The 4,258-nt window shown below is 65.2% G+C and carries 4 protein-coding genes and 1 tRNA gene; 3 read left to right on the top strand and 2 right to left on the bottom strand.

Annotated elements, in window-relative coordinates; translation table 11 throughout:
* Positions 1–1,039, bottom strand: a 1,039-nt coding sequence (gene serS / locus AC1VTH_RS06980; RefSeq protein WP_481335432.1) for a serine--tRNA ligase, incomplete at its 3' end; no start/stop codon positions are given.
* Between the two features lie 170 nt (positions 1,040–1,209).
* On the opposite strand from serS, the gene AC1VTH_RS06985 reads away from it, so the two are divergent.
* A complete protein-coding gene (locus AC1VTH_RS06985) occupies positions 1,210–1,404 on the top strand; it encodes a DUF6724 family protein (protein ID WP_481335433.1) in 195 nt (64 codons plus the stop codon).
* Positions 1,405–1,911: 507 nt separating this feature from the next.
* Here AC1VTH_RS06985 and AC1VTH_RS06990 read toward each other — a convergent pair.
* Positions 1,912–1,998: transfer RNA gene (locus tag AC1VTH_RS06990), tRNA-Leu, on the bottom strand.
* Positions 1,999–2,190: 192 nt separating this feature from the next.
* On the opposite strand from AC1VTH_RS06990, the gene AC1VTH_RS06995 reads away from it, so the two are divergent.
* Positions 2,191–3,972 (top strand): serine/threonine-protein kinase, encoded by a 1,782-nt coding sequence (locus AC1VTH_RS06995; protein ID WP_481335434.1) that lies wholly within the window; start codon positions 2,191–2,193, stop codon positions 3,970–3,972.
* Position 3,973: 1 nt separating this feature from the next.
* Positions 3,974–4,243, top strand: a complete 270-nt coding sequence (locus AC1VTH_RS07000; protein ID WP_481335435.1) for an FhaA domain-containing protein — start codon at positions 3,974–3,976, stop codon at positions 4,241–4,243.
* The last annotated feature ends 15 nt before the right edge of the window (positions 4,244–4,258 follow it).

Below are 4,258 nucleotides of genomic sequence, written 5' to 3' on the forward strand. Positions count from 1 at the left end.
TGTAGCTCGGCAGCCAAACCTCGATGTCGTAGGTCTGACGGGCAGAGAAGCCCAGATCGCCGGTGCACAGCGAGATGACGCGGTAGGGCAGGCCCAGCTGCTGCAGCAGGTACTCGGCCTCGTGCGTCATGCTCTCGAGCTCGGCGTCGGACTCCTCGGGCTTGGCGAACTTGACCATCTCTACCTTGTCGAACTCGTGCTGGCGAATGATGCCGCGGGTGTCGCGGCCAGCGGAGCCGGCCTCCTCGCGGAAGCACGGGGTAAAGGCGGTGTAGCGACGCGGCAGGGTATCGGCGTCGAGGACCTCGCCGGCGTGGAGGTTCGTGAGAACGACCTCGGCCGTGGGGATCAGGAAGTTGTCGCCCGACACGTGGTAGGCGTCATCCTCGAACTTGGGGAGCTGGCCGGTGCCAAACATGGTCTGACGCTTGACGACGATGGGCGGCCACCACTCCTTGAAGCCGCGGGCCGTGTGCGTGTCGATGAAGAAGTTGATGAGGGCGCGCTCGAGGCGGGCGCCGGCACCACCAAGCACGGTGAAGCGGCTACCGGAGAGCTTGTTGCCACGGTCGAAGTCGAGGATGTCAAGGTCGATGCCAAGGTCCCAGTGGGCCTTGAACTCGAAGCCCTCGGCCTCGAAGTCGCGCGGGGTGCCCCAGCGACGACGTTCGATGTTCTCGGTCTCGTCGACGCCCACGGGCGTGGCCTCGCACGGGATGTTGGGCAGGTGGGCCATGAAGTCATAGAGGTCGGCCTCGAGCTTGGTGCGACGCTCGGCCAGGCCCTCGATCTTCTCGTTGACCTCGCGGACAGCCTCCTTGGCGGCCTCGGCCTCGTCCTTCTTGCCCTCCTTCATGAGGGCGCCAATCTTCTTGGACTCGGCGTTGCGCGTGGCCTGGAGCTCCTCGACCTCACCAATTACGGCGCGACGCTCGTCATCGAGCTCAAAGAACTTCTCGCGGTCCCAACTGGACTGACGGTTCGCCATGGCAGCATCGATAGCATCGGGGTTTTCGCGAACGAACTTCATGTCGAGCATGTGAGTAACCTCTCGTTGCCGTCTGGACGCGCGGCTGAATGCCGCTCGCCTCATGCGGGCATAAGACCCGCAGGATGAACTGGTAGCCAAGTATATACTTATGACCGTTAATGACGAACACGCGCGCCATTGCCACATTGGCGAAAATGACGCTGGAAGGGCGGCTCACGGTGGATATCGCAGGCATCTTTACCTGGCTCTTTAGCTCGCGAGAGGGCGTCTTTGTCCTGCTCGGCGTCATTCTTGTTGGCTTCCTCATCGCGGCGCTTCTGCTCGAGCGCAAGACACGCAAAGACTTCGACTGCTACGATGACGAGACGGACGACGAGAGCGGCTGGTCGCTCTTTGACGACGACAACAAGTAAGGCCTAGGGGCGCGGGAGACCGCGCCCTACTTATATGTAGAGCTAGCGCGCAGCACTACAAGGCGTAGCAAGCAGTGGCCGAAGCTTGCGGGCAGACGCCGGGCAAACGATCACTGCCACACGAGCCAATCAGCCAAGCACCCGCTTTTACGCACCGCCGCCAACCGAACACTCGCCTCTACACATCGGCACCAACCGAGCACCCGCCTTTGCGCTTCGTCTACCATCGAGCACCCGCTTTTACGTGCTAGGAGCCCTCTGAGCGCGTAAAAGTGGGTGCTCAAAGTTTTGATGCGTAGATATGGGTGCTCGAGTGGCTGGAATCTATGCGAAAGAAGCAGGACATCGAAGTCGGGGGCGTCAGCGACCCCCAAATAAAGAACGTAAATGGCCACAGGGTGGGAAGCACCAATGGCCCCAATAGCATTGTTGCCGAGAAGGGCGACGGCCTCGCGGCCCTTTTCGGCAACAAAAAAGGCTCCAGCGAACCGGAGCCTCTCAAATTCATGGTGCGGGCGAAAGGACTTGAACCTTCATGGGGTTGCCCCCATACGGACCTGAACCGTACGCGTCTGCCAATTCCGCCACGCCCGCAAATGCAGGATTGATATTACCCGATGCCCCAACTCACACGCAAGAACTTTTTTGAAAAATGTGCCGAGAAGGACCAAAGTGCCGTCCCTCGCATAATGGGCGCCCTTCTCCCCACATAAGCTGCGCCTCTAATACGGGGTAAAATCGTGCCGAGAATTCGCACCGGCACACGCAGCTGAAACGAGGAAGGCCGTGCAGGACCCCAACCCCACACAGATGGGCTGGGCGGCGCCGCCCCAACAGGCGCAGCCCCAGGCCGAGCAGCCCCTGCTGCTGGCCAGGTACCGCGTGGTCGAGACGCGCGGCACAGGTGGGTTTGGCGCGGTCCACGTCTGCTGGGACACGCGCCTCGAGCGCAGGGTCGCCATCAAGTGCATGCCGCTCACGGCGGCGCCGGGCATGTCCTCCTCCACCTTGGCCGAGGCGCTCGACGAGGCCCGCATCACCTCGCGCCTCACGCACCCCAACATCGTCACCGTCCACGACTTTGCGGTCGAGGGCTCGGTTGCCTATCTCATCATGGAATACGTAAACGGTCTCACCCTAGCCGAGCTCATGAGCCGCGTCGAGGGCGGCGTGCTCACCTATGACGAGTGTGCCCACGTGCTCTCGAGCCTTGCCGCCGCACTCGACTTTGCCCACGCAAACGGCGTGCTCCACCTCGACATCAAGCCCTCCAACGTCTTCATCGACGGCTCGGGCATCGTGAAGCTCGGCGACTTTGGCATGGCGAGCCTCTCGAGCGTGGCCGGCTGGGAGGGGGCGCGCGGCGGCACCGTTGGCTACATGCCTCCCGAGCAGCTCGAGGGCGGTCTCGTCGACGAGCGCACGGACATCTTTGCGCTGGGCGTCGTGTGCTATCAGGCGCTCACGGGCACGAGCCCCTTCGCGGCCAAGGACGCCGAGACGTCGCGCAAGAAGATTGAGCGCGGCGCAAAGCCGTTGGGTAAGGTCGAGGGCGAGCTGGCGGGCCCGGTGAGCGACCTTCTGGGCCGCGCCATCTCGGCAGACCCCTCGGAGCGGCCCAACACGGCGGGCGAGCTTGCCAAGCAGGTCGTTCCCTACCTGGGAGACGAGGACGAGGGGCGCGCCTCGGTGGCCTCGCTCGTGGCCCAGGCAAACGGCGAGCCAGACCCCAACGCCGAGGCCTGGGAGCAGGCTGCCCACGTGAGCGCCCGCGAGCGCTGGCCTTGGCTCCCCGGCCTCTGCGCGAGAGGCTCCGTCGCCCTCGCCTGCGCCGGGGTGGCCGCACGCGTCGCCACCCCGCTCGCGCTTGCGGCGGGCATCGACGCGCCGCCTGCCGCCTGCCAGCTTGTCGCCGCGGGCGCGCTCGCGCTTCTTAGCGGGCTTTTGCCCAGCGTGGGAGGCATGGTGGCCAGCGCGCTCGTTGTCTGCTCCATGCTGTGCGGCGGCATGTACTCGCCTGCCTTCCTCGTGGCGCTGCTCGCCGCGGCCGGGCTCGTGGCATGGCACGTCGCCTTCGCCGCAGGCCAACGCCTGGGCCCCGCAGCCCTGCTCATGCCCGCGGCGCTCTGCTCGCCCTACGCGGCTCCCGCGCTTGCGGCGGGCGCCCTCAAGCCCCAGGTGGCGCTGGCAACCGCACTCCTGGGAGGCGCCTTGGGGCGTCTCATGCCCCTCGCCACCACGGCACCGGACGGGGAGCAGTTCGCGCAGGCCGCGCTTGACCTCGCGACGAGCCCCGCCACATGGATCTGTCTCGCGGGATGCGCACTGGCCGCCTGGCTGGGATCTGCCCTGGGCGCCAGAAGAGGCGGGGCACGGGGAATGCTGGGTCAGGTTGCGTGCCTCGCCACCCTCGTGAGCACCCAGCTGCTGTCCGCACGAGTGGAGAATGGCGGGGTTTGGGGTCCGCCCGCCGCGGGCGACCTTGGCGTTGCGCTAGGCTGTTCAGTACTTGTGATCATTGTCATCTCGACCCTCGGCCCCCTGCCGAGTCTTGCGGAGGATGAGTAGCGTGAACTTTCTAAACGTGTTCGAGCAGCGCGTCGGAGGACTCTTTGGCGCAACCGCCCAGGGCCTCACCGCCCCGTTCTCCTTCAAGAAGCTCGCCAAGAAGGCCGCGCGCGAAATGGAGGCCGAGACCTTCGTCATCGACGGCGTCGACACGGCGCCCGCCCTCTACACCATTCTGGTGTCGAGCGAGGACGACCTCGCCATGAGGCCGCTCTACGCCCAGCTCACCAGCGAGACCGCCCAGTTCATCGAGGGCCAGGCCCAGGACTAGGGCTACGTCTTCGTG

It is taken from the genome of Parolsenella sp., assembly GCF_982402205.1.